Origin of the sequence: Photobacterium aphoticum, assembly GCF_001029435.1 — a bacterium.
In the GTDB taxonomy this organism is placed as follows: Bacteria; Pseudomonadota; Gammaproteobacteria; order Enterobacterales; family Vibrionaceae; genus Photobacterium; species Photobacterium aphoticum.
The window spans coordinates 1-25,344 of the sequence record NZ_LDOV01000034.1; the positions used below are offsets into that span (position 1 = coordinate 1).

General features: G+C 51.1%; 22 protein-coding genes. 8 read left to right on the forward strand and 14 right to left on the reverse strand.

Annotated elements, in window-relative coordinates:
* Positions 1 to 449 precede the first annotated feature (449 nt).
* The 6 genes from secF to ABT58_RS18165 all read right to left on the reverse strand — a co-directional run bounded on the left by secF (position 450) and on the right by ABT58_RS18165 (position 7,269).
* Positions 450 to 1,397 (reverse strand): protein translocase subunit SecF, encoded by a 948-nt coding sequence (gene secF / locus ABT58_RS18140; protein ID WP_047875866.1) that lies wholly within the window; start codon positions 1,395 to 1,397, stop codon positions 450 to 452.
* A 12-nt stretch (positions 1,398 to 1,409) separates the two neighbouring features.
* Entirely contained in the window at positions 1,410 to 3,254 is a 1,845-nt protein-coding gene (gene secD, locus ABT58_RS18145) for a protein translocase subunit SecD (RefSeq protein WP_047875867.1), read from the reverse strand.
* A gap of 25 nt (positions 3,255 to 3,279) precedes the next feature.
* Complete coding sequence (gene yajC, locus ABT58_RS18150; RefSeq protein WP_047875868.1) at positions 3,280 to 3,612, reverse strand: preprotein translocase subunit YajC; 333 nt, start codon at positions 3,610 to 3,612, stop codon at positions 3,280 to 3,282.
* A 16-nt stretch (positions 3,613 to 3,628) separates the two neighbouring features.
* Positions 3,629 to 4,759, reverse strand: coding sequence for a tRNA guanosine(34) transglycosylase Tgt (gene tgt / locus ABT58_RS18155; protein ID WP_047875869.1), 1,131 nt, complete (start codon positions 4,757 to 4,759; stop codon positions 3,629 to 3,631).
* A 288-nt stretch (positions 4,760 to 5,047) separates the two neighbouring features.
* The gene (queA, locus tag ABT58_RS18160; protein ID WP_047875870.1) at positions 5,048 to 6,100 is read right to left on the reverse strand and encodes a tRNA preQ1(34) S-adenosylmethionine ribosyltransferase-isomerase QueA; all 1,053 of its coding nucleotides are present in this window, start codon (positions 6,098 to 6,100) and stop codon (positions 5,048 to 5,050) included.
* Positions 6,101 to 6,198: 98 nt separating this feature from the next.
* The gene (locus ABT58_RS18165; protein WP_047875871.1) at positions 6,199 to 7,269 is read right to left on the reverse strand and encodes a S1 family peptidase; all 1,071 of its coding nucleotides are present in this window, start codon (positions 7,267 to 7,269) and stop codon (positions 6,199 to 6,201) included.
* Between the two features lie 214 nt (positions 7,270 to 7,483).
* On the opposite strand from ABT58_RS18165, the gene ABT58_RS18170 reads away from it, so the two are divergent.
* On the forward strand, positions 7,484 to 7,939 hold the full coding sequence (locus ABT58_RS18170) for a CBS domain-containing protein (RefSeq protein ID WP_047875872.1): 456 nt from the start codon (positions 7,484 to 7,486) through the stop codon (positions 7,937 to 7,939).
* A gap of 42 nt (positions 7,940 to 7,981) precedes the next feature.
* Positions 7,982 to 8,590, forward strand: coding sequence for an acyl carrier protein phosphodiesterase (locus tag ABT58_RS18175; RefSeq protein ID WP_047875873.1), 609 nt, complete (start codon positions 7,982 to 7,984; stop codon positions 8,588 to 8,590).
* Between the two features lie 35 nt (positions 8,591 to 8,625).
* Here ABT58_RS18175 and ABT58_RS18180 read toward each other — a convergent pair whose 3' ends face one another.
* From ABT58_RS18180 to ABT58_RS18195, 4 genes are all read right to left on the reverse strand, one after another.
* Entirely contained in the window at positions 8,626 to 9,096 is a 471-nt protein-coding gene (locus ABT58_RS18180; protein ID WP_047875874.1) for a hypothetical protein, read from the reverse strand.
* Positions 9,097 to 9,403: 307 nt separating this feature from the next.
* Complete coding sequence (aceA, locus tag ABT58_RS18185; RefSeq protein WP_047875875.1) at positions 9,404 to 10,708, reverse strand: isocitrate lyase; 1,305 nt, start codon at positions 10,706 to 10,708, stop codon at positions 9,404 to 9,406.
* Between the two features lie 193 nt (positions 10,709 to 10,901).
* Positions 10,902 to 12,509, reverse strand: a complete 1,608-nt coding sequence (gene aceB, locus ABT58_RS18190; RefSeq protein ID WP_047875876.1) for a malate synthase A — start codon at positions 12,507 to 12,509, stop codon at positions 10,902 to 10,904.
* 623 nt (positions 12,510 to 13,132) lie between these two features.
* A complete protein-coding gene (locus ABT58_RS18195) occupies positions 13,133 to 14,032 on the reverse strand; it encodes a hydrogen peroxide-inducible genes activator (protein WP_047875877.1) in 900 nt (299 codons plus the stop codon).
* Between the two features lie 131 nt (positions 14,033 to 14,163).
* Between ABT58_RS18195 and ABT58_RS18200 the strand changes: the two genes are divergently transcribed.
* The 5 genes from ABT58_RS18200 to ABT58_RS18220 all read left to right on the forward strand — a co-directional run bounded on the left by ABT58_RS18200 (position 14,164) and on the right by ABT58_RS18220 (position 19,031).
* Entirely contained in the window at positions 14,164 to 14,772 is a 609-nt protein-coding gene (locus ABT58_RS18200) for a peroxiredoxin C (RefSeq protein ID WP_047875878.1), read from the forward strand.
* Between the two features lie 291 nt (positions 14,773 to 15,063).
* Positions 15,064 to 15,801 (forward strand): copper homeostasis protein CutC, encoded by a 738-nt coding sequence (locus tag ABT58_RS18205; RefSeq protein ID WP_047875879.1) that lies wholly within the window; start codon positions 15,064 to 15,066, stop codon positions 15,799 to 15,801.
* Positions 15,802 to 16,104: 303 nt separating this feature from the next.
* Positions 16,105 to 16,890, forward strand: a complete 786-nt coding sequence (gene ppk2, locus ABT58_RS18210; RefSeq protein WP_047875880.1) for a polyphosphate kinase 2 — start codon at positions 16,105 to 16,107, stop codon at positions 16,888 to 16,890.
* A gap of 299 nt (positions 16,891 to 17,189) precedes the next feature.
* The gene (locus ABT58_RS18215) at positions 17,190 to 17,870 is read left to right on the forward strand and encodes a YadA C-terminal domain-containing protein (RefSeq protein ID WP_082211155.1); all 681 of its coding nucleotides are present in this window, start codon (positions 17,190 to 17,192) and stop codon (positions 17,868 to 17,870) included.
* Positions 17,871 to 18,068: 198 nt separating this feature from the next.
* Entirely contained in the window at positions 18,069 to 19,031 is a 963-nt protein-coding gene (locus ABT58_RS18220; RefSeq protein ID WP_047875881.1) for a LysR family transcriptional regulator, read from the forward strand.
* A 28-nt stretch (positions 19,032 to 19,059) separates the two neighbouring features.
* Here ABT58_RS18220 and phoU read toward each other — a convergent pair whose 3' ends face one another.
* From phoU to ABT58_RS18240, 4 genes are all read right to left on the reverse strand, one after another.
* Positions 19,060 to 19,773, reverse strand: a complete 714-nt coding sequence (phoU, locus tag ABT58_RS18225; protein ID WP_047875882.1) for a phosphate signaling complex protein PhoU — start codon at positions 19,771 to 19,773, stop codon at positions 19,060 to 19,062.
* A 10-nt stretch (positions 19,774 to 19,783) separates the two neighbouring features.
* The gene (gene pstB / locus ABT58_RS18230) at positions 19,784 to 20,602 is read right to left on the reverse strand and encodes a phosphate ABC transporter ATP-binding protein PstB (RefSeq protein ID WP_047875883.1); all 819 of its coding nucleotides are present in this window, start codon (positions 20,600 to 20,602) and stop codon (positions 19,784 to 19,786) included.
* Positions 20,603 to 20,620: 18 nt separating this feature from the next.
* On the reverse strand, positions 20,621 to 22,234 hold the full coding sequence (gene pstA / locus ABT58_RS18235) for a phosphate ABC transporter permease PstA (RefSeq protein WP_047875884.1): 1,614 nt from the start codon (positions 22,232 to 22,234) through the stop codon (positions 20,621 to 20,623).
* A 76-nt stretch (positions 22,235 to 22,310) separates the two neighbouring features.
* The gene (locus ABT58_RS18240) at positions 22,311 to 24,530 is read right to left on the reverse strand and encodes an ABC transporter permease subunit (protein ID WP_047875885.1); all 2,220 of its coding nucleotides are present in this window, start codon (positions 24,528 to 24,530) and stop codon (positions 22,311 to 22,313) included.
* A 307-nt stretch (positions 24,531 to 24,837) separates the two neighbouring features.
* Between ABT58_RS18240 and ABT58_RS18245 the strand changes: the two genes are divergently transcribed.
* Positions 24,838 to 25,344 (forward strand): glycine cleavage system transcriptional repressor, encoded by a 507-nt coding sequence (locus ABT58_RS18245; protein WP_047875886.1) that lies wholly within the window; start codon positions 24,838 to 24,840, stop codon positions 25,342 to 25,344.

Below are 25,344 nucleotides of genomic sequence, written 5' to 3' on the forward strand. Positions count from 1 at the left end.
GGTACGAGGAGCGAGTAAGGGCAAAGAGCCCAGGCTATGGACCTGTGGACCTATGGACCTATGGACCTATGGACCTATGGACCTATGGACCTATGGACCTATGGACCTATGGACCTATGGACCTATGGACAGGATTTCAGATCGAACAATGAATACAAGCAATTTCGTTTTTGCTCTTACCATTGGATCTTAATGGCCTCTCTTAACACGTATTTTATTTTCTGCTTTCCGTTCTTACTCAAATCTCGTCCCTCGGCGCGCAGCATGACTCGCCCCTGCTCTATCCCCATAGAACCTCAGGACCATAGTGCCGCTTTTGTCTTTGCTTTTCCGCTCTTACTCGGATCTCATCCCTCGACGCGCAGCATGACTCGTCCCTGCTCTATCCCCATATACAAAAACGGAGCCCTGAGGCTCCGTTTGATTTTGCGTTAGGTCAACACAGTGCCTTATGGCATCGCGTCGAACTCTTCGCCTTCTTTTTCTACCGGCGTTGGCATCAAGTGTTCACGCTTGATACCCAGCTTCAGCGCTAGCGCAGATGCCACGTAGATAGACGAGTACGTACCCACGGTAATACCGATCAGCAAGGCTGTCGCGAAACCGTGGATCATGCTGCCGCCTTTCAGGAACAGTGCGATAACCACGAACAAGGTCGTTGCTGAGGTGATCAGCGTACGGCTCAGCGTTTGCGTGATAGAGCTGTTCAACACTTCCGTAGCATCTTCACGGCGCATGCGCAGGAAGTTTTCACGGATACGGTCGAACACCACGATGGTATCGTTGAGCGAGTAACCGACAACGGTCAGCAATGCCGCCACGATAGTCAGGTCGATCTCAATCTGTGTGAACGAGAAGATACCGATCGTGATGATCACGTCGTGTGCCAGTGCCAATACCGCACCTGCCGCCAGACGCCATTCAAAACGAATAGAGACATACAGCAAAATACACAGCAGTGAGACAAGAATCGCTAGACCACCGGCTTCTGCCAGCTCGTCACCCACGTTCGGGCCAACGAATTCGATACGACGCATTTCAACGGTTTGGCCTGTGCCTTCTTTCAATGCCGCGATGATCTGGTTACCCAAATCTTCACTTTTCACATTTTCACGAGGCTGCAGACGGACCATTACGTCACGGGCTGTACCGAAGTTCTGTACAATCGCATCACCAAAACCGGCGGCTTCTAAAGACTCACGGATTTTCGGCAGATCAGCGGGCTCTTCAAAGCCTACTTCAATCAACGTACCGCCCGTAAAGTCGAGGCCCCAGTTCAGCTTCTGTGTGGTCACAGTACCGATCGCCAGGATGATCATAATGGCAGAAAGGACGAATGCCCCTTTCGACCAGCGCATAAAATCGACCGTTTTATCCGCTTTCATTAATTCAAACATGTCAGCGTCTCCTTAGATCGATAGCTTGTCAACGCGCTTACCGCCGTACACTAGGTTAACCAGCGCACGAGTACCGATAATGGCAGTGAACATCGAAGTGATAATACCGATAGACAATGTCACGGCGAAGCCTTTCACCGCACCTGTACCCACGGCAAACAGAATGATTGCGGTGATCAGAGTGGTGATGTTCGCATCGGCAATAGTACTGAAGGCGTTCGCGTAACCTTGCTGGATCGCATGCTGTGGGCTGCGACCTTCACGCAATTCTTCACGAATACGCTCGAAAATCAGTACGTTTGCATCGACTGCCATACCCACGGTCAATACGATACCGGCAATACCCGGTAGCGTCATGGTCGCGCCAGGGATCATCGACATCACACCAATGATTAACACCAGGTTCATCATCAGTGCCACGTTGGCAAACAGACCAAATCGACGGTAGTAGAACAGGGTAAACAACATAACGGCTAACATGCCCCACATCATTGCCTGTAGACCCATGTCGATGTTCTGCTGACCCATAGATGGACCGATGGTACGCTCTTCTACAATAGAGATAGGCGCAATCAGTGCACCGGCACGCAGTAGCAATGCCAGGTTGTGCGCTTCTGCTTGTGAATCAATACCGGTAATACGGAAGTTACGACCCAGCGCCGTTTGAATGGTCGCCTGGTTGATCACTTCTTCGTGTTTTTCCAGAATCACTTTACCGCTTTCTTCACGCTTACCGCTGTCTTTATATTCGGTAAAGACTGTCGCCATCAGCTTACCCACGTTGTTACGTGAGAAGGCTGTCATCTTGCTACCACCTTCGCTGTCTAGCGAGATGTTAACCTGTGGACGACCGTATTCATCAGCACTTGAGCTTGCATCAGTGATATGAGAACCCGCTAGGATCACACGTTTTTTCAGTACCACAGGTACCTCATCACGGGTGTATTTCACTTCGCTGCCAGCCGGTACACGACCTGCTGCGGCGGCGCCTAGGTCGGCATTGCTGTCGACTTCACGGAATTCCAGTGTCGCTGTTGCACCCAAGATTTCTTTCGCACGCGCGGTATCCTGAACACCTGGTAGTTCCACCACGATGCGGTTTGCACCCTGACGCTGTACCAGTGGCTCAGCCACACCTAATTCATTCACACGATTACGTAAAATGGTGATGTTCTGATCCACAGCGTAGTTGCGGATCTCTTGCAAACGGGCATCGGTGAATGTCGCAGAAAGCACATTGTTGCGCTTCTCGACGAAAATCATGTCTGGATGAAGTTTTTCCAGCGCTTTTTCTGCTTCGTTAAGCTGCTCAGCATCGCGCAGACGCACTTCAACGGCATCTTTGGTTTTGCTGATCGCACCGTAACGAATTTTGGCTTCACGGAGTTCAGTACGGAAAGTTTCTTCCTGCTGACTCAGTAGTTTTTCCATCGCAGCATCCATGTCCACTTCCATCAGGAAGTGCACCCCACCACGAAGGTCAAGACCCAGTTTCATTGGAGATGCGCCAATTGACTGCAGCCATTTCGGCGTAGACGGCGCCAAGTTCAGAGCAACAACGAATTTATCGCCCAGCTCTTCATTAAGAATATCGCGGGCACTGATCTGGGTATCAGTGTCGTTGAATCGGACCAGTACAGTACCGTTTTCGAAAGCGACAGATTTGTAGGAAATGTTGTTTTGTTTTAAATCTTCGGTGACGGCATCCAACGTCGACATATCTGCCGAGGCGCCACGCGCCCCGGAGATTTGTATCGCTGGATCTTCACCGTAAACATTGGGAAGTGCATAAAGCAAACCGATGATCAGTGTGAACACCACCATCAGATTCTTCCACAAGGGATAACGGTTTAGCACTGCTGTGATCCTTCAAAGCAAATTGTTACAGAGACTTCATTGTGCCTTTTGGCAAAACGGCAGAAACGAAGTCTTTCTTGATAGTAACTTCAGTTGTGTCATTTAACGCGATAACAATGTAGTCATTTTCTTCTGAAACTTTCGTGATTTTACCCACTAGACCGCCATTAGTTAGCACTTCGTCCCCTTTGCCCATAGAAGACATCAGGTTCTTGTGATCTTTAACGCGTTTCGCTTGTGGACGGTAAATCATGAAATAGAAAATGACCGCGAATAGGCCTAGCATGATGAAAAGCTGCATGCCGCCGCCTTGTGGTGCACCTTCTGCTGCTGCGTGTGCTTGAGAAATCAGACTCATTTACTAACGTCCTCGATTATTGATTATCATTTAATGGTGGAACTTCACGGTTACGACGCGCGTAGAATTCTTCTACAAATGCATCGAAACGATCTTCGTCAATCGCCTTGCGGATACTTTCCATCAAACGCTGGTAGTAACGCAAGTTGTGGATTGTGTTCAATCGCGCACCAAGGATTTCATTACACTTATCTAAGTGATACAGATACGCCTTCGTATAGTTTCGACAAGTGTAACAGTCACAGTGCGGATCGAGAGGGGTTGTATCTGTTTTATGTTTCGCATTACGGATCTTGATCACACCACCAGTCACAAATAGGTGACCATTACGGGCATTTCGGGTCGGCATTACGCAGTCGAACATGTCGATACCACGGCGAACACCTTCCACCAAATCTTCTGGTTTACCCACACCCATCAGGTAACGTGGCTTATCTACCGGCAATTGTGGACATGTGTGTTCAAGAATGCGGTGCATGTCTTCTTTTGGCTCACCAACAGCCAGACCGCCAACGGCGTAGCCGTCAAAACCGATCTTCGTCAGGCCATCTACAGACACATCACGTAGGTCTTCATATACACCACCTTGGACGATACCAAAAAGGGCATTTTTGTTACCAAGTTTGTCAAAGTGGTTACGGCTACGCTGTGCCCAACGCAAAGACATCTCCATTGACTGCTTCGCTTCATCGTGTGTCGCCGGGTATGGCGTACACTCGTCGAAGATCATCACAACGTCAGAGCCTAGGTCGTACTGGATTTCCATTGACTTTTCTGCGTCCATGAAAATCTTGTCACCGTTTACAGGGTTACGGAAGTGCACACCCTCTTCAGTGATTTTACGCATTGCACCCAAACTAAATACCTGGAAGCCGCCTGAATCGGTCAGGATAGGACCTTGCCAGTTCATGAAATCATGCAAGTCACCGTGCATTTTCATCACTTCCTGACCAGGACGTAGCCACAAGTGGAACGTGTTACCTAGCAGGATCTGTGCGCCGGTCTCTTTCACTTCTTCCGGCGTCATGCCTTTTACCGTACCGTAAGTACCCACTGGCATGAACGCAGGCGTTTCTACCGTACCGCGTTCAAACTGCAGACGACCACGACGGGCACGTCCTTGCGTTTTATCTAATTCAAATTTCACAAAGCCTCCAACAGCCAGAGAAACAATCTGACATCTCCTCCCCAAGCAACCGCGCTCAGGGAGACTGCTTGCACCTGGGCACAATACTCAGGGCAAATAACGACCAATAAACGCCTCAATGAAGACACATCTATCGGTTCTTTTTCCGCTAGGTATAAAGCCTAGTGGAAGAATCATAAGGACGCGGAAAACGCCAATGCGCTTTTCCCCGCCCCCTAAAAAACACAAAGGCTGCATTTTAGCAAATGCAGCCTTAAGTCTCACTGAATTTAATCCCGTAATTGGTGATTAATTCGTCTGGCGAGTGATGAACATGGAATCACCGTAACTGAAGAAACGGTATTGGTTTTCAACCGCTTGCAGGTACGCGTTCATGGTGTGGTCGTAACCGGCAAAAGCACTCACCAACATGATCAACGTCGATTCAGGTAGGTGGAAGTTGGTGATCAACACGTCCACCAGCTGGAACTGGTAGCCCGGGAAGATAAAGATCTCGGTATCACCAAAGAATGGCTTCAATTCTGTGCCCTTTTTCAGGGCATCTTGCGCGGCACTTTCCAGTGAGCGTACAGACGTTGTACCCACTGCCACCACACGGCCCCCGTTGGCTTTGGTGGTGTTAATCGCTTCCACGACTTCTGCCGGTACTTCGACGTATTCCGCATGCATGTGGTGATCATGAATATTGTCCACACGCACTGGCTGGAAGGTACCCGCCCCCACGTGCAGGGTCACAAACGCAAAGTTCACGCCTTTTTCTTTCAGCGCTGCCATCAGGGCATCATCAAAGTGCAGACCTGCCGTTGGCGCCGCAACCGCACCCGGCTTGGCGTTGTACACGGTTTGGTAGCGCTCTTTATCTGCGTCTTCATCAGGACGGTCGATGTAAGGTGGCAACGGCATGTGGCCCACATCTTCCAGAATTTCCAGCACGGTTTTGTCGCTGTTAAAGCGGATTTCAAACAGCGCATCATGACGGGCAACCATTTCCGCCTGATATTCACCTTGCTCACCCAACAACAATTCATTGCCCGGCTTCGGTGCTTTTGACGCACGTACGTGGGCTAGGATTGTTTTGTCATCCACCATGCGCTCAACCAGCACTTCAATTTTACCGCCTGAGGCTTTTTGGCCGAACAGACGCGCAGGGATCACGCGGGTATTGTTGAATACCAACAGATCGCCGGCCTGGACAAGATCCAGGACATCTTTGAAGCTTTTATGCGCTAACTCACCAGTATTACCGGTCAGTTGCAGCAAGCGGCTCGCAGTACGCTCAGGTTGTGGATAACGAGCAATCAGCTCATCAGGAAGGTCAAAATGAAAATCAGAAACTTGCATCGTTAGGGCCCTAAATTACAGCAAGCAGGTAGTATAGGCTGCCACACTGCAAGATCAAGCAAAGATCACCTGACCGGGCCCGATGCAAGAATCTGCGATTAACGACGGCGACGTAAGTGCGCCAATCCACTCAAAAACAGTAATGATAGCCAGCCCATCAGGCCGCCGCTGTCACCGTCACTCCAGCCATCAGGGAACACAATGATGTCCTCCCCGGCACCGCTGTAATCAGACAAAAACGGATCCACGCTGAATGTCGAGGCTTGATCAGGCAGCGCCCCGACATTCGATTCAATCCACTCCAGATAGGTCGCGGTTTCGGTGTACACCCCCGGTAAACGACCAGCACAGCCTTCACCAAAGCTGACTAACCCGACAAGACGCAAACCAAAATCACTGTCCGCAATGGCTTGTGGATCCTGCCACACCAGCGGGCCACCAGAATCACCAAAACAGCTGTCACGGGCTAAATCCGGCGCCACAGAACCGGCACAGACATAAATGGGGTAATCCAACACATTGATGTTAGCCCCCCACAATTGATCACAACGGGTATCCGGCACGCCAGATAGCAAGGTTTGCCGTAAGCGGGTTGACCCCGAACTGGTGGTACTCGGCTCAGTACTGCCCCACCCTGACACTAAGAGATTCGCCACACGTTCGGCATTATCGACCCAGCCATTGGCAAAATCATCATCCACCCGCGCTTGGTCTGCATCGGTGGCGATAGCAATCGGCATGGCTTCTTCAGGCAGCGGATCGCGCAAGTGCAAAATCGCAATGTCATTGGCAAAGCGGGAGGAGTTATAGGAGGGATGCAAAATCACGCGGTTAACTGACACGGCAGTGCTGCGGCTGGCATTGAAGATACTGGTGATCCCGCCCCACACCATGACATCTTCCGGTAACACGGTTTGCGTGCCGTTTCGCATACAATGCGCCGCCGTGATCACCACATCCTGACGGACTACCACACCACCACAAATAAAGGTGCGCTCATCACCATTGTCATCACGAAAGGTCATATTGATGTAGGCTTGCCACGGCAGCTCGCCCCCTTCCGATTCAATCCCCCCGATGATCCGAGGTTCTATCACCGGTTCTTCAGCACTGGCTGTGAACGGTAACCATGCAGACCAACAGAGCAAAATAAACAACAGCTTAGGCATATCTTTATTCCTATATGGCATGTTATTTATTAAGTATATTGCAGATTCTTAAAGTTAACATTTGAGAAACAAGTGAGACACGACAAAATAACTTGTCGATTATTTGACTGGGGTCATAGGTTGTGGCGATAGGATTCGCTACATTCAAAAGGTAAGCAGCGCACGATTAGAAAGAATGATGAAGCCTGCAGGTGCGGGCAGTAAGGAGGCTGATATGTTTACCGTTGCTGATATGATGACCCCTCACCCGTATACCCTGAGCGCATCCCACACCTTGGCTGATGCGAAATACCTGATGGATAAACACCATATCCATCACATTCCGATCACTGATAAAGACAATGCATTAGTTGGCCTGATCAGCCAGCGAGACATTCTGGCGGCGCAAGAATCCAGCCTAGAGCGCCTGTCCACCAGCCCTATGATCACCGCCCTTGATATCCCTTTAGGCAACACCATGCACCGTGATTTACGCAGTGTGAGTCCGCAGGCCGGTTTAAAAGACGCCGCCCTCTATATGCAAAAACACCGCATCGGTTGCTTACCTATTGTGAGCCACAATGAACTGGTGGGGATCATCACAGATACCGATTTCGTTTCTATCGCGATAAACTTATTGGAGATCCAAGAAGAGGTAGAGCCGGACGAATATGAGAGCGAAGAGTTTTAAACCAGATTGTACACATCCACCGGCAGCCAGAAAGTCACTCGCATGAACTTTCTGGCTCACCTGCATGTGGCAAAGCACTGCAACAGCCACCTGATGGGCAATTTACTGGGGGATTTCGTGCGCGGCGATCCGTATCGTCAGTACAGTACCCCCGTCGCCAATGGCATCGCCCTGCACCGCTTTGTCGACAGCTATATTGATGCGCTGCCTGCTGTTGTGGCGTGCCGAACCCATTTTACGCCAGACACACGCCGAGTCAGTGGGATCGCACTCGATATACTTTGGGATCACTTTCTGGCCAAGCATTGGGCGCAGTATGATCCGTCCCCGCTGCCGCGCTTCGTTAATGACGCCGAGCTCGCGTTTCACCGCTTTGATGAATCGCCCCCCGACACCTTTACCGCCATGATGACCCGCATGTGGCAGCAACAGTGGTTGTTGCAATACCAGCATGCCGACACCATCACGCTGGCATTAACACGCATGGCACAACGGCGCCCACGTTTGCACCAACTGGCGGCATGTCCGGCGGTGATCCACCAGCACTATCACACCTTTGAGCAGGCCTTTCATCGCATTTACCCGCAAGTTCAGCACGCAGCGCTGCACTTCAGTCAGCAGCAACCCTCGGCCAATACAACGAAACCGTGACTTTTTGGAAACATCGCCTTTATAAATACATGCGTTTATAACGCGTTATTGTAGATAGTGAGGACTGGCGCCGTGCTTTCAGGCGGAGCAGCATCCACATTGAGGCGGCTGAAGTGAATTTCACAGCCAATCAAACGGGTGCTGGTCGACTGGTTGGGGAAGATTTGGAAATGAAACGGGGCTTGGCTGTCTAAGTGAGATTCAAGGAAATAAATCGCCCGCTCGGTCTCGGTTTTGTAATTGAGCTTGGTCATCTTATGCCGCAGGGCATCCACCAGCGAGTCGGTCTGAATATCAAAACGAAAGGTAATTTTTTCGCACACCAGCTCTTTATCTGCTTTTGGCGTGCGGTAATCGCTGATCGTCGGTGCTTTTGGCAATACCTGCAACGTCACCGTCCATGGGGAGGCATTTTTCACTTTGGCCACTTTTGCCCGCCAGTGATGGGTCTCAGCCAGCGTCGGCAAGCTGATAAGCGCCAGCAATAAACAACTGATTTTTTGCATGCTTCACTGACCCCAATGCCCTATCCTGCGCAAGAATAAGCTGTCAGGCCACCTGCTGCTGTACAGGTATATCACCGAATAGACACCCACTCTTTACGATAACGCATTGAATTAAACCATATTATCGGCTGAGTTTGGCAAGTTCCTGACAAACTTGGTCAGTAACTGATGCATTAGCGAGACACTTCACACCCATATGCAATCAATGCTACTTTTTCTCACTCACCTTATTGATAACTCAGACAAATGAGCAAATAAAAGGAGCGCACACCGGCGCTCCTTTAGATTATCTAAATAAAGGGATTGGCTAGAACTGATCTTCTTCGGTCGACCCGGTCAATGCGGTCACCGATGAATTCCCGCCCTGAATGGTGTTGGTCATCTTATCAAAGTAACCGGTTCCCACTTCCTGCTGATGCGCCACAAAGGTGTAGCCTTTTTCTGCCGCTTCAAACTCAGGACGCTGCACTTTCTCTACATAGTGGCGCATGCCCTCACCTTGCGCATACGCATGCGCCAGTTCAAACATGTTGAACCACATGTTGTGGATCCCCGCCAGCGTAATGAACTGGTACTTATAGCCCATGTCCGACAGTTCTTGCTGGAACTTGGCAATGGTCTCGGCATCCAAATTCTTCTCCCAGTTGAATGATGGCGAGCAGTTGTACGCCAACAGCTGATCCGGGTATTGCGCATGAATCGCTTCGGCAAACTTACGGGCTTCTTCCAGACACGGTGTGGCCGTTTCACACCAAATCAGATCCGCATACGGCGCGTACGCCAAGCCACGGGCAATGGCCTGATCAATCCCAGCACGCACACGGTAGAAACCTTCGGAAGTACGCTCACCGACAATGAAGTCTTTATCGTATGGGTCACAATCTGAAGTCAGCAGATCAGCCGCGTTGGCATCGGTACGGGCAATCACCAATGTGGTGGTTCCAGCTACGTCAGCCGCCAAGCGGGCTGCCACCAGCTTTTGTACGGCTTCTTGCGTTGGCACCAAGACCTTACCGCCCATGTGACCACATTTTTTCACCGAGGCCAGCTGATCTTCAAAGTGCACCCCTGCTGCACCGGCATCAATCATGTTGCGCATCAGTTCATAGGCATTTAACACCCCACCAAAGCCGGCTTCGGCATCCGCCACAATCGGCAGGAAGTAATCCGTCCCTTCTTCCGGTGAGCCGCCGTTGGCCCACTGGATCTGATCTGCCCGGCGGAACGAGTTATTAATACGGGTGACCACAGCAGGTACCGAGTCCACCGGATAGAGCGATTGGTCCGGGTACATGGTTGAGGCGGTATTGTTATCTGCCGCCACCTGCCAGCCTGACAAATAAATGGCTTCAATACCGGCTTTGGCTTGTTGCACCGCCTGACCACCCGTCAGGGCACCGAGGCAGTTCACATAGCCTTTTTTCGCGCCGCCATTGACCAGATCCCACAGCTTATCGGCACCACGCTGAGCGATGGTATTGGCAGGAGCAAACGAGCCGCGCAAGTTAATCACTTCCTCGGCAGTGTAAGTACGCTTAACGTGTTTCCAACGTGGGTTTTCAGCCCAGTCTTTTTCCAATGCTTCGATTTGTTGTTGGCGAGTCAATGTCATCGTGATGTCCCTCGTGTCATTCGGCGATAAACCGATCCGTCTGTCATTATTGGATTAAACGCATTGCTTTCCTGCCCACTCAGCGCCACATGTGGTGTCGTCACCCGAACATGCAGCGGCGGCGGGCGGTGTACTTTTGCTTTTGTTGTTCTGTTCACGCGGCACTTTACAACCAGGCCGAGTGTCTGTGCTGTTAAGGCAAATATTCGTAGCCCGGCAAAGTCAGGAAGTTAACCAGCTCATCACTGGTGGTCAGGCGCAACATCATGGCAGCGGCTTCTTCATAACGTCCGCCGTCAAACGTGGCCTGTCCCAACTCTTCGACTAAGACTTCCATCTCTTCATTGAGCATCTGTTCAAACAAGGCCGCTGTGACCACTTGGCCGTTGCTCAAGGTCTTGCCGTGTTTGATCCATTGCCAAATGGAGGCGCGGGAAATTTCTGCGGTGGCGGCATCTTCCATCAGGCCATAAATGGGCACACACCCGTTGCCGTTGATCCACGCTTCAATGTATTGCACCGCCACACGAATGTTATGTCGCATGCCCTCTTCGGTACGCTCCCCATCACACGGTGCCAGCAATTCGGCAGCGGTAATGGGCGCATCCGCCTGGCGGTCAATATCGAGCTGATTAGCACACTCCCCCAATACCTCATCAAATACCGCTCGCGCCGTACCGGCTAACCCAGGGTGTGCCACCCATGTGCCATCATGCCCATTGGTGGCTTCCAACGATTTGTCGGTTTGGATTTTATTCAGCACCCACGCGTTACGTTCTGGATCTTTGGAGGGAATGAAAGCCGCCATGCCGCCCATGGCAAACGCGCCACGGCGGTGACAGGTTTTCACCAACAAGCGGGAATAGGCATTCAGGAACGGTTTTTCCATGGTCACCACTTGGCGATCAGGCAAAATGCGATCCGGGTGATTTCGCAGGGTTTTGATATAACTGAAGATGTAATCCCAACGGCCACAGTTCAGACCCACAATGTGCTCTTTAAGGCTATGAAGGATTTCATCCATCTCAAACACGGCAGGCAGTGTCTCAATCAGCACCGTGGCTTTGATGGTACCTCGTGCCAAACCAAACTCATCTTCTGCAAAACTGAACACCTCACTCCACCATGCCGCTTCTTGATGCGCCTGCAATTTCGGCAAGTAGAAGTAGGGGCCGCTGCCTTTTTCCAGCAACGCTTTGTGGTTGTGATAGAAGTACAGCGCGAAATCAAGCAAGCACCCCGGGATAGGCTCTCCCTGCCACAGCAGATGTTTTTCCGGTAAATGCAACCCTCGCACACGGCAAATCAATACCGCCGGGTCGTCATTTAGCACATATTGCTTACCGGTTTCCGGTTGGGTGTAGGCAATGGTGCCATTGACTGCATCGCGCAGATTACGTTGACCGTCCAGTACCGCCGGCCAGGCGGGAGCAAAGGAATCTTCAAAGTCAGCCATGAACACTTTCACATCTGCGTTCAGGGCATTGATCACCATTTTGCGCTCAACAGGGCCGGTAATTTCCACGCGACGATCCTGCAGATCCGCCGGGATCGACTGGATTTTCCATTCACTGTCACGAATCGCCTGCGTCTCGGGTAAAAAGTCCGGTAACGCGCCTTCATCAATACGCTGCTGACGGGCTTCACGCGCGGCTAATAAAGCGGGGACGCGACCGGCAAAACGCTGCACCAATCGCTCGACAAACAAGAAGGCATCATCGGTGAGGATCTCAGCCTGCTCCGCATTGAGCGGGGTCTGTAATGATAATTTCACTTCATGGCTCGACGGATGTCTGTCCATTCTGCTTAGCTCCCTTAAGACTGTAAATTAATCACGACTTTCAGGTGACTGTTCACACTATTCCCGAACGATTACCGCCACCCATGACGCTAAAACATGGCCAACACGTTGCCGTAGCAGAGGGGTAATTGCAAATGCACACCCGCTGATAAACCACGAGCAAAAACAACAAAAACAAACAAATTCAGATAATTAGCAATATCCCATGGAGATTGCAAAACACTGTATTGCCAGCCATTTCAGTCAAATTGTCGTTTTTTCATTTTTCCTGCCTCAAAACACAAAAAATGTAATGACTTACGAAATTTAATTACCAAATACACGCATTCAAACACATGTATAAAATTGCGTTTCAAACAGCAGGCAAATAAAGACTGGTATAGGAATGGTTAAAAAACAAACACTCATTGTGTGCTTATGGCCATTTTTATACAGAAAAGGCATATAACGAGAGGTAGATCGCGCTGTTTATTTGCGGGGAGAAATAGAATAAATCAACAAAATGCCGCCCATTCACCGGGACGTGAAAATGATTAAATACTACTCTATGTAATTTAAGCGGGATAATGTGCCAAATACTCACTTGAGCATTTGGCACCGTGTCAGAGTGACGAAAGAAAGGCTTACAACAGGCCTTCTACAATAGTGGCAAGTTGATGAAATGTCCGCGTTCGACTGGAGGTTGGACGCCACACCAAACCGATTTCACGGTACGCTTCTTCCTGACCTGGCGGCTCAACCACCACCAAATTCTGGTTATGCAACAGACCGTGATCGATCGCCATTTGTGGGATAAACGTCGTCCCCAATCCGTTCGCCACCATTTGTACCAGGGTATGTAAACTGGTCGCCGTAAACGGATTTATCTTTTCTTTGCTGGTTAAGCGGCATGCCGACACCGCGTGATCAGTCAGACAGTGTTCTTTTTCTAGCAAGAACACAGACTCATCCGGCAGATCAGCATATCGTAGCGGCACAGTCACCTTATCCACCTGATTTTTACTGATCACCATCTTGAACGCATCACGGCCGACCACTTGGCTGTGCATACCGTTAATTTCAACCGGCAACGCCAGGATTAAGACATCCATTTCGCCTTTACGCAGCGCCGCGAGTAAATTGGTAGTGGTGTCTTCGCGCAAGAGCAGGTTCAGTTTCGGGTAACAACGGTTCACCTCTTGCACGAGATCGCACAATAAGAAAGGCGCAATGGTCGGGATACACCCCACCCTGAGCTGGCCTTCCATGCCGTCCCCTTGGCAATTGCCCAATTCCATTAGATCCTGACTGCGTGCCAACAGCTCTCGGCTGCGGCTCACCACGTCTTCACCGGTGGAGGTAAAGACCAGTGATTTGTTATCACGTTCGATTAATTGGCACCCCATGAGCTCTTCGAGGTTCTGTACCCCCGAGCTCAACGTGGACTGGCTCACAAAACATTTCTTTGCGGCTTCGCCAAAATGCCGGGTTTCAAATAAAGTAACTAAGTAGTGAAGCTGTTTGAGTGAAGGAAATTTGGTCATCGTATTTTTCGATTGTATCAATCTATTTATTCCGCTTTTTTCAATCTACCAGTTTCGCTATAGTTTGTCTCGTCCCAAGCATCGAGCTTATCGGAGCTGATAAGCATTAACGAATTTTTAGGAGCGCCATCATGGTACTAGTAGGTCGTCAAGCACCAGATTTTACTGCTGCAGCTGTTCTAGGTAACGGTGAAATTGTTGAGAACTTCAACTTTGCAGAATTCACAAAAGGTAAAAAAGCGGTAGTTTTCTTCTACCCACTAGACTTCACTTTCGTATGTCCTTCAGAGCTAATCGCTTTCGACAAGCGTTTTGAAGACTTCCAAGCGAAAGGCGTAGAAGTGATTGGTGTTTCTATCGACTCTCAGTTCTCTCACAACGCATGGCGTAACACAGCTGTTGAGAACGGCGGTATCGGCCAAGTGAAATACCCACTTGTTGCTGACGTGAAACACGAAATCTGTAAAGCGTACGATGTAGAGCACCCAGAAGCAGGCGTTGCATTCCGTGGCTCTTTCCTAATCGACGAAGACGGCATGGTTCGTCACCAGGTAGTTAACGACCTTCCACTAGGCCGTAACATCGACGAAATGCTACGCATGGTTGATGCACTAAACTTCCACCAGAAGAACGGTGAAGTTTGCCCAGCACAGTGGGAAGAAGGCAAAGCAGGTATGGACGCATCTCCAAAAGGCGTTGCAGACTACCTATCTGAGCACACTGCAGACCTAGGTAAGTAATTACCGACAAATAACACCCCGCTCAACGGTGTTATGGCAACAAAACGTATAAACGTAAAGCCAAGAAGTCAGCGCAAAGCAAAAATAAATGAGGCCCGGACACACCGGGCCCTTTTTCGTTTTGGCGCCAGAAAAATCGCGTTTCTCCCCTCTCGCTCACACCTCATCCGCGCTATTTTTTCTCTCAGATCACACTATTGAACAACCACGCCTTTTCGCCCCTTTTACGGCTCGCCTCGGCTCTGACCATCCATTACACTCTGCGCAATATCCACTACTTTTCCCGACCCTATGCTAAAGAATCTCGAAGTTTGTATCGATAATATCGAATCGCTCCATTACGCCCAGCAAGGCGGTGCGACCCGTATTGAACTGTGCTCATCCCTGGCACTGGGTGGCCTGACGCCCAATGTGGGACTGATGAAACTCGCTGCCCGCCACAGCCGTATTCCGGTTTACGCCATGATCCGCCCACGTCAGGGGGATTTCTTCTTCTCTGACGATGACAAAGAGATCATGCTGGCCGACATTCATGCCGCCAAACAAGCGGGTCTGGCTGGGGTGGTCGTGGGAGTGCTTAACGCGGACAGCAGCATCGACAACGACTTGCTGCGCGAACAATGCCAAGCCACATCAGGCATGGGGATCACCTTCCACCGTGCGATTGACCAGTGTCTCGACCCAATGACGGCGCTGGACATTATCATGCAGCACGGGTGTGAGCGTGTACTGACCTCTGGCCTGCAAGCCAATGCCGAAGCCGGTATTCCTATGCTCAAAACCATGGTGGACTACTGTGGCCCTCGCTTGAGCATCATGGCTGGCGCTGGCGTCACCGCTCAGAACGTGGCGCGTATCGTGCAGGAAACAGGCGTGACCGAAGTCCACCTGTCCGGCAAGAGTACCCGTGCCAGCCACATGACTGGTTTCTCTCGCACGGCGTACATGGGCAGTGCGGATGTCGATGATTTCGCGATTCCTGTGACCGATCCTGCCAAGATTGCCGCCGTACTTGAAGCACTGCGCTAATCACATTTAACTGATCGCCTTGCTCTCTTGCAGGCGATCATCTTCCCTGTGTGCGCTCTCCCCTTTCGTTGTTCTTCCTTTACTCTTTTGCGCTCTTTACCTCGGCGCTCTTTACCTCGGCGCTCTTACTTCGGAGCTTTGACTTGCGGCTATTTCCGTTCTGATATTCCTACGTCTGTACTTCCGGCTTTTGTACCCCATGCTTCGCCGTCTTGTGTTAATGTTTTGTTATCAGCACAGTTAGGTAACCTGACTTTCGCCTTACTCGTGGACAACTTCATAAATACAAGCAATGGATACGTTATGACCGATGAAAAACTCAGTAAAAAGGACTACGACAACGAGCTGGAGCGGCTCCAAATCGAACTGGTAAAACTGCAAGAATGGATCAAAGATCAAGAGCTGAAAGTGGTCGTACTGTTTGAAGGACGTGATGCCGCCGGTAAAGGCGGGGTCATCAAGCGGATCACCGAAAAGCTCAACCCTCGCGTGTGCCGGGTTGTGGCCCTGCCTAAACCCACTGAAAAAGAACGCACCCAATGGTATTTCCAACGCTATGTGGCCCATCTGCCCGCTGCTGGCGAGATGGTCCTGTTTGACCGCAGTTGGTATAACCGCGCCGGGGTCGAAAAAGTGATGGGCTTTTGCAGTGATGACGAATATGAGGAGTTTCTGCGTTCTTGCCCGGAGTTTGAACGTATGCTGCAACGGGCGGGGATCATCCTGCTCAAGTACTGGTTTTCCGTCTCGGATGAAGAACAAGAGAAACGCTTTCTCGAACGCATCAACACCCCCATCAAACGCTGGAAATTCAGCCCGATGGATTTAGAGTCCCGCAACCGCTGGGCGGCTTACTCGGCAGCGAAAGATCGCATGTTTGCCTACACGGATACCAAGCAATGTCCATGGTGGGTGGTCGATGCGGACAACAAGAAAAAAGCCCGCATTAACTGCATCTCTCACCTGCTTTCCTCCATTGAATACCAACCGCTGACCTACCCTGATATTCACCTGCCTGACGTCAATAAAGAAGGATATATCCGTACACCGCAAGATCAACAAACCTTCGTGCCAGATCGCTTTAAGTAGCGGGTTTTTCGCCCCCGGTTATTCCCACTCTCGCTTCCGAACCCAAACAGGTGTCATTCATGACATTGAATAACACCTGCTTTTTTCGCCCACTTTCCGCATTGCTCATCAATGACACTTATCGCTGATATTATGAGCACGCATTAGAGTCACAGACCGTCAACTCGTATTATTTCTTCGTCGCCAAGGAAGCGGCAACGAAGAGCAGGATGCTCAATGTAATGACTTAATTTTAAAGAAGTTCTCAACCATAGATGAACGAGTTAAGTCCTCAATCCTTTATCCAGAGAGTATCCAAAATGAAAAAGACGATGATCACTTTAGCGCTGACTGGCCTGTTCTCAAGCACCGTTATGGCGGCTGAAATCAGCCCACCGATGGCCAACAACCCAACACAACCGATTGAGATTGAAAAGCCGGTGAATCCGATTGAACCAACGCCATCTCATCCGATTGAAAGTGAAAAGCCGGTGAACCCTATCGAACCGACACCGTCTCACCCGATTGAAGAGCAACCTGTCCATCCGGATCTGCCGATGAACCCAACACAGCCAATTGAGCAGACACCGACACAACCGATCGAGCAAACCCCAACCTTGCCGATTGAGCCGGATGTGGATCCTGACTTTGGCCTGCCACCAAAGTCTGGTGATTCTGCCCGTATTGATACACTGGAGAAAAACTTTACCGCCTTTGCCGAAGATACCCAGCGTCGTTTTGCCGAAGTGGATGAGCAGATGGACGGGATCCGTGCAGGTTTGCATGCGGTCACCAACGCCAGACCGTTTGTGACCAGCGGTGAATTTGCCATGGGGGCCGGTGTCGGGTTTGCGGGTTCAAAAGAAGCGGTGGCGATTGGTGGCGCCTACGGCATTAACTCTCAACTGAGTGTGTCAGGCACCTTCCACTATGAAAACAGCGGTAAATATTCTTCTTCTGATGTGGCAGGCGGTGTCGGCGTACAGTACAGCTTTAAATAACACATAAGCGGGTACACAACCGATGCACAGCGGGTGAGCGGCCACCCAACAATTCCTATACACATGCCTTTTCTATCATTAACCCGTTTGGTTACTCTCGCCCCACACCTTGCTTGTGTTGGGGCTTTTTTGCCGCCTGTGCCCCGCCCTAAAATGTGCTAACGTAGTGACAGATATTTATCAGGGCAGGATGCACGCGTGGCTAAGGATCGCTTCACCAATCTGGATTTAAATTTACTGCGCACCTTTATGGTAATTGCGCAAGAGCAGAACTTACGTAAGGCTTCTGCCCGTCTGTTTGTCACTCAGCCCGCCATGAGCCATGCACTGCAACGTCTGCGCCATCACTTTGATGACGAGCTCTTCACCAAGACCCGAACCGGACTCAGCCCGACGCCGTATGCTGAGCGGCTTTATGCGCAACTCTCTCCGGTCATGGATCATCTGGCGCGTACCATCAACAATCATGAAACCTTCTCGCCTGCCAAGCTGGACGGCAAAATTCGTATAGCCCTCTCGCCCCAGTTTCTCGCCACCATCGGCAGCCAACTGTTTTTGCAGATCCACCACGCTGCCCCCAACCTGCAAGTGGAAGTGATCAACTGGTCAAAAAGCACCATGGTGGATATTCAGCAGGGGGAGATTGCCATCGGCCTGAACTATGACATTCCGGCCACCAGCAAAGAGCTGGTACGTAAGACATTAAAAGCAGGGGAAGCCATGGTATACGTTCGCAAAGATCACCCGTATCCGCACGAGACGATTGGCTTGAAGGAGGCGGCAGACTATCCGTTTGCCTGTTTGATTATTCCGGATCGCACCGAGCAACGTTCTGATGTGGAACGACTGTTTGCTCAACACCAATTAACGGCCAATATTGCTTTTCGTTCGACCTCCACCCACACCGTGCTGGAAGTGGTCAAGGCCACAGACATGTTATTTCCTTGCATTCATGATCTCCTTAATCAGGAGCATGACACATTCCGTAAAATCAACGTCATTCTTGATAGTAACGAACAACACTATGACATCGTGGCGTTCTATCCGTACAAGAATCACAACGATCCACTGACCCAGTGGCTGACAGGGTTACTGGCGGATCTGCTGGCGACGTCAACGCCGCCAACAGGACAGAATGAAGCAGAGAAAGAAGGGAAATAAAAGGCGATATAAGCGATAAGCGCCTGATTTACAGCTTCAGAAAATCTTCAATTTCTTCCGGTGACGTATGGCGTACATCCTTACCTTTCACAAAGTAGATGATGTACTCACAAATGTTCTGGCAACGGTCACCGACGCGTTCAATCGAGCGCGCAGACCACATCACTTGCAAGACATTCGGAATAGAACGCGGATCTTCCATCATATAAGTCATCAATTGACGGATGATCGCTTCATATTCACGATCGATACGGTCATCTTCCTGATAAACCTGAATCGCCGCTTTGACGTCCATACGGGCAAAGGCATCCAACACTTCGTGCAGCATACGCACCGCGTGCTGTCCCAGCGCTTCCAGTGATACCAATAGGTTGTATTGCTTGTTGGTGAAGTTTTCCAACGCCACTTTCGCAATACTTTCTGCCACATCACCGATACGTTCCAAATCAGTAATGGTTTTGATGATGGCAATCACCAGACGCAAATCACTGGCGGTTGGCTGACGTTTGGCAATGATGCGGCTACACGCTTCATCAATCGCCACTTCCATTGCATTCACTTTGTGATCATCACGGATCACGCGGCGCGCCAGCTCGGCATCTTGCTTGTGCATCGCTTTTAGCGCATCCGCCAATTGCTGCTCCACCAAGCCGCCCATCGCCAGTACGTGGCTGCGAATACTTTCCAGCTCCGCGTTGAACTGACCGGAAATATGACGGCCAAGGCTAAAATTATCTAACATCTACAGCTCCTTAACCGTACCGGCCGGTAATATAGTCTTCGGTACGTTTCTCTTTCGGGGTGGTAAAAATATCATTGGTGCTGGTGTATTCCACCAGCTCGCCCATGTGCATGAAGGCCGTATTATCCGATACCCGCGCCGCTTGCTGCATGTTGTGGGTCACAATAATCACGGTGTATTTGTTTTTCAGATCGTTGATCAGCTCTTCAATGGTCAGGGTGGAAATCGGATCCAGTGCCGAGGTCGGCTCATCCAGCAGAAGGACTTCCGGCTCAATGGCGATGGCACGGGCAATCACCAGACGCTGCTGCTGACCGCCGGATAACCCAAAGGCGTTTTCATGCAGGCGGTTTTTCACCTCATCCCACAAGGCCGCACCACGCAATGAGTTCTCCACGGCATCATCCAGCACACGGCGATCTTTGATCCCTTGCAGGCGCAAGCCGTAAATCACGTTCTCATAAATGGATTTCGGAAACGGGTTCGGACGCTGAAACACCATGCCGACGCGACGGCGCAGAGAGGCCACATCGACCTGACTGTCATAAATGTTCTGCCCGTGCAGCATGATCCGCCCGCTGACCTGACAGCCTTCCACCAACTCATTCATGCGGTTGATACAACGTAGCAAGGTCGATTTACCACAGCCCGACGGACCGATAAACGCGGTCACCTGCCCCTTGGCAATCTTCATGTTGATATTATACAGGGCTTGGTGATGGCCATAATGCAGATCCAGTCCCTCAATCGACAAGGCTGTCTTTTCTTCCGACAGCTTGGACAGGTCGACGGGCTCAAACAGGCCAATGGGCGAATTGATTGAAAACATACTCTTTCCTGAATCTCATTATTGCTCTAACGAGCGGAACTTCTCACGCAAGTGGTTACGTATACCAATGGCGGTCAGGTTCAACCCGACAATCACCGTCACCAACAAAAAGGAAGTCGCGTACACCAACGGACGCGCCGCTTCCACATTCGGGCTTTGGAAACCGACATCATAAATATGATAACCCAGGTGCATGAACTTACGCTCTAAATGCAGGTAAGGAAAGTGGCTGTCGATCGGTAATGACGGGGCCATTTTCACCACGCCCACCAGCATCAAAGGGGCCACTTCGCCTGCCGCTCGGGCCACTGCCAGGATCAAACCGGTCATAATGGCAGGGCTGGCCATAGGCAGCACAATTTTCCACAAGGTTTCAGATTGGGTGGCGCCCAATGCCAACGACCCGTGACGGATAGAATGCGGGATCCGCGCCAAGCCTTCTTCGGTCGACACAATCACCACCGGCAAAGTGAGGATAGCCAAGGTCAGTGCAGACCACAAAATCCCTGGTGTACCAAAGGTCGGCGACGGCAGCTGATCAGCAAAGAACAGGTTATCGATTTGCGCCCCGACCATGTAAACAAAAAAGCCTAAACCAAACACGCCGTACACAATCGACGGTACACCGGCAAGGTTAATCACCGCCACACGGATCAATTTGGTAAACGCGTTTTTCCCTGCGTATTCGTGCAGGTACACCGCTGCCATTACGCCCAGCGGTGTCACAATCACACTCATCAGAAGCACCATTAACACGGTACCGAAAATGGCCGGGAACACCCCGCCTTCGGTATTGGCTTCACGCGGCGCTTCGCTGACAAAGTTCCCTAGCTGGTGCACCCAATGCCCCAACTTGCCCCATAAGGTCATTTCGTTCGGGTACCAGAAATCGAGGATCATCTCGACTGGGATCGTCACTTCCTCGCCGCTCATGTCGCGCACGACCAGCGCATCTTTGTCCAAATGACGATGAAGCTGCAGCAACTTGCCTTCCAACACCGCATAGTGTGCATTGAGTGCCACACGCTCGGCTTGGGTGTCTGCCGATTCCCCGTGACGTTCAACCTGACGACGCAGTCGCTCAAACTGGCGATTCAATGCGGTGAGATCGGTTTTCTCAAGGTGACGAATGTCATCACGAATGGTTTGTGAGTGGGCCAACTGTGTCGGCAGCTGCGACAATGGCAAGGGCTTGCCGTCATCCATTAACGCAACCGGATAGCCATAAAAACGCCCGTTCTTCAGACGTTCAATCACTATCACGCCCGCCGCTGGAGCCTGATGGGCGATGTGCGGCTGCAAGACAGTGACAAAATCACTGCCGCGTAATTCACGGTTGCCGGATTTGATCACCAAGCGATCAACCGCAGGTCCCTTAAAGCCGGTGGTATCAATGCCCGCTTCGTGCAACTGGGTCACAGGCACCGACTGACGCTGATAAATCTCCCCGATCACCGTGCTGTGATGCCCCTGCTGAGCAATGTCAAACTGGTACACGGGCGCCGGCCAGAAGAAGCTCAAGCCCTTCCAGCCAATCAATAACAATAGCCCTAATACCGCCAGTAAACTCAGGCTGACGGCTCCCGCCGTTAACCAAATCCACGGCGTACCTGCTTTGAACCACTTAATCATGGCGCGTCATTTTCATCGTAATTCGTTTATTCATCGTTGTAGCTATCGTTATCACGGACATGGTCACCGCGCGGCCTTACATCGCGCTGTATTTCTCGCGTAGACGCTGGCGCACCAGTTCCGCGATGGTATTGAAGAAGAAAGTAAACACAAACAGCACAAAGGCTGCTAAGAACATAATGCGATAATGCGAGCTGCCCACTTCACTTTCCGGCATCTCAATGGCAATGGTGGCCGACAGGGTACGCATCCCTTCCAGCACATTCCAGTCCATGATCGGGGTATTGCCCGTCGCCATCAGGACAATCATGGTTTCGCCCACCGCACGGCCTAAGCCCATCATCACCGCCGAGAAAATCCCCGGACTGGCGGTCAGTAATACCACACGTGTCAGTGTCTGCCAGTGGGTTGCCCCCAAAGCCAGCGAGCCGTTGGTCAGGTGAGCCGGCACAGAAAAAATGGCATCTTCGGCAATAGAGAATATGGTCGGGATCACCGCAAAGCCCATCGCGATACCTACCACCAGCGTATTACGCTGATCGTACCCCAATCCCCATTCATTGGTCAGGTACATGCGAATATCGCCGGCAAAATGGGTCTGCTCCAAAACAGTACTGAGCGAAAACGCCCCGTACGTGATCAACACCAAAATCGGCATCAACAGCAACACATGGAAGCCATTGGGAATACGGTGTCGCCACTGGCTCGGCAAAATCATCCAGCCCGCGCCTGCGACAATCATGCCGAGTGGCAGCAATACCAGCAGCATCAACACCCCAATCAAGTGGGTTTCAATGATCGGTGCCAGCCAGATCCCCGCCAAAAAGCCCAAAATAACCGTCGGCAACGCTTCCATCAATTCAATCGTCGGCTTCACGACACGGCGCATACGGGATGACATAAAATATGCCGTATAAATCGCCCCCGCCAGAGCCATCGGAATGGCAAAGAACAAGGCGTAGACAGCGGCTTTCAAGGTCCCGAACACGATCGGCACCAAACTCAATTTCGGTTCAAATTCATCGTTCGCCGAGGTGGACTGCCATACATACGCCGGCTCTGGGTACCCTTCATACCAAATCTCCTGCCACAAAGAGGCAATACCGATTTCCGGGTGACGGTTATCCACATCAAACAGCTGCCAGTCATGGCCGGATACCGCCAATAAACGGTTCGCACGGGGCGCAATCACCAACTGCTCAGGCAAGTCGCCCGCAAACACCGGCTCACTGAAAATCGCCCCTTTTACCGTGGTGTAAAACGCCGATAACTGCCCGTCTTGCTGCAACGCAAAAAAGCCTTTGCGGGCATATTCCGGGATCACATTGACAATCGGGCTATCTGACAGGGTAAAGGTACGGGTTTCCGTTAACGATCGTTGCCCATCACGCAGCACATCAAACCATTGCGACACCGTGTCATCAGCATGACTGATCAATACCGAGTTGGCCCCAGACAGCAGCGATAAGTGCACCGGTGCCTGCCCTTCTTTGGCCACGGACACCACTTCGCGTACATAACCGGACGACTTACCCAAATGCACCACGTACAAGTTGGCATCAGACAGCACATACGCCATGCGGGCATCCGGCGTGACCGCCATATCCTGCACCGTGCGCGGTAAGCCGTTAATGGCAAACGTCACACTTTGCCAATGGGCAACCGGGGTATCGAGTCCGGTTTCACTGCGGCTGGCCTGCAATACACGTACACGGCCATCTTGGGTCATCCCCATGATCACCGCGCGCTCTGCACGCACGGAGGCCGCTAACTGGACGATGGGCTGGCGTTCAGGATCCAACGTCAAGACGGTGTCATCTAACGGGTAAGTCACCGCAACGGAGGCCGCTTCCGGAGATAACGTGAAGGTTGGCTTGGCGACTGCGACGTCACCGTGTGCCCCACCCACCGCAAAAATACCATCGGCTGGCAACGTGCGCGCAATACTGGTGACATCGGGCAGTAAACGTTGCTGCTCAATCACCTTGCCCGGGTGTGGACCGGCCAATTGCACGATACTCAATGTGCCATCGGTCGACAGACGAAAAGCGTGATCATTTTGGTCACTTAGCGTCAAAACCGCCGTGCGATCCGAAAAAGACGTAGAAAAGGTCTGGAGAGGCGTGACTTTCACCGAAGAGAAGATCGGTAAAATCACATATAACAGGTAGAAAAAAATAAGAACGAGCGTAAGAAGAACGAAGATCCCGCCTGCGGTAACACCAAAGCGAGTGAGTTTGTCTTTTACCTTGCGGCCAGGACTTTCTCCCATCAAAAATGCGCCGGCCTTTGCCATTCTTACCTCAATAAAATTACACGTTTACTAATAGTATTTCTCCAAGATGACAATTATATGACAACGCGAGAGGTTGAGCCATTTTAGCGGCTGTACTCACCGTAAACTGCTAGATCACTCTCAAACCCGACGATTCAGCAAGATCTTCGCCCTGCTCATTACGTAATCTTTTGGCCTGGTTGGGGCTGGACGGATAAGCCCATCTCTCGTCACATCCCCATAACAATATGGCGCGGCAGGTATAGACAGGTTAATCAGGATGGTCACATAATGAACACTCTGATGTGGCAAGAATAAGGATATAGGTATGAAACATCTCATCATTACCGTGATCGGCAACGATCGCCCCGGCTTGGTCGATACCCTCTCAGACACCGTTTACCAGCACCAAGGCAATTGGTTGTCCAGCAGCTTGAGCAAACTCGCCGGACAATTTGCCGGGATTGTACAGGTAGAAGTGGCCGATCAAAACAGTGCTGCCCTTCGTCAGGCGCTTAACACCATTGACGGGCTACAGGTACAGATTGTGGAAGAAGCCACCACGACCGCCACCCACACCACATTGCATGGCTTACTGGTAACCGGTAACGATCGTGCTGGCATCGTCAAGGAAGTGACCGCCAAGTTGCACGAGCTCGGGATCAACATCAATAAACTCAAAACCGACAGCCACAGCGCGCCGAACTGGGGCTACCCCATTTTTACCGCCGACTTTCAGCTGGAGCTGCCGGCTTTCCTGACCCTTGAGCAGGTACAAGAAACACTGGAAAACTTGGCCGATGATCTCACGATTGACATCGACCAAGACGAATAA